Genomic DNA, 1,300 nt, shown 5'->3' with positions numbered 1-1,300 from the left:
AAAAATCTTTGAAACGAGTGCTCAAAATGACTGCCGTAGTGGCAGCGATGACATTCGTGGCAACTTCTGCAAATGCTGCTGAAAAAGTATATCGCCTCAAGCTGGCTGAAACGTGGGGGCCTAACTTCCCAATCTTTGGCGACACGACGAAAAATATGGCGAAAATGGCAGAGGAAATGTCAAATGGTCGTCTACAAATTCGTATCGACTCTGCGAACAAACACAAAGCACCATTTGGCGTATTTGACATGGTGAAATCCGGCCAATACGACATGGGACACTCTGCGTCTTATTACTGGAAAGGCAAAGTGCCAAACACGCTTTACTTCACTTCTATGCCTTTCGGAATGTTGCCGACAGAACAATACGCATGGTTCTACTACGGTGGCGGGATGGAGTTGATGGAGAAGGTTTACTCTCCGCACAATTTGATGTCTTTCCCTGGTGGTAACACCGATGTTCAGATGGGTGGCTGGTTCCAAAAAGAAATTAAGTCGGTCGATGACCTGCAAGGGTTGAAGATGCGTATTCCGGGTTTTGCGGGTGAAATCTTGGCAGAATTAGGCGCGAAGCCAACCAACATTGCACCGGGTGAGCTTTATACCTCACTTGAGCGTCGCACTATCGATGCGTTGGAGTGGGTAGGTCCGTCTTTGGATTTACGCATGGGCTTTCACAAAATTGCGCCATACTACTACACAGGTTGGCATGAGCCAGCGACTGAGCTTCAGTTCCTCGTCAATAAGCGAACTTGGGAGCGTCTACCGGATGATCTGAAAGCAATTCTCCAAGTCGCGATGAAAACCGCTGCGTACGACATGTACACGCAATCGAAGCATGAAAGCGGCAAAAACTGGGCATCTATTCAGTCTGAGTACCCAAATGTGGAAGTAAAAGATTTCCCACCTGAGGTGATGGATGCGCTGCGTGCTGCCAATGACAAGCTGCTTAAACAGCATGCTGAGGAAGATGCGTTGGCAAAAGAGATTCAAGAATCTCAAGCGAACTACATTAAGCAAGTTCGTCCATGGTCGAACATCTCGCACCGAGCGTACTTGAATAGCCAAGCGCAATAAAAACTCGGTCTGGCCAAATCGTATGATTTGGCCGACGAGGAAGCCCAAGAAAAATTTCAAATAAAAATCATAAAAACGCTCCGTAGATACTGCGGAGCCAACCCACACGTTCCATGGAGTTCGGAATGAGAAGCCTTATCTATATTGAGCGAATCTTCAACCGCTTTGGTGATTTTCTGGGGTGGTTATCCAGCATCCTCTTCATTTTGTTGTTGTTGAACGTG

At 47.1% G+C, this 1,300-nt stretch carries 1 protein-coding gene and 1 pseudogene; both read left to right on the top strand.

The features are described from left to right. On the top strand, window positions 1-1,076 hold a 1,076-nt coding region (locus tag R7070_RS25460; protein ID WP_318141420.1), incomplete at its 5' end, for a TRAP transporter substrate-binding protein. A gap of 125 nt (window positions 1,077-1,201) precedes the next feature. Beyond that, window positions 1,202-1,300: pseudogene (locus R7070_RS25455) on the top strand (C4-dicarboxylate ABC transporter); the annotation flags it as partial.

The sequence above is a fragment of the Vibrio sp. 1557 genome (genome assembly GCF_033340175.1).
Classification (GTDB): Bacteria; Pseudomonadota; Gammaproteobacteria; order Enterobacterales; family Vibrionaceae; genus Vibrio; species Vibrio alginolyticus.
Note: the sequence above shows the minus strand (reverse complement) of the source record. Positions and strands in the feature narration are given on the sequence as shown.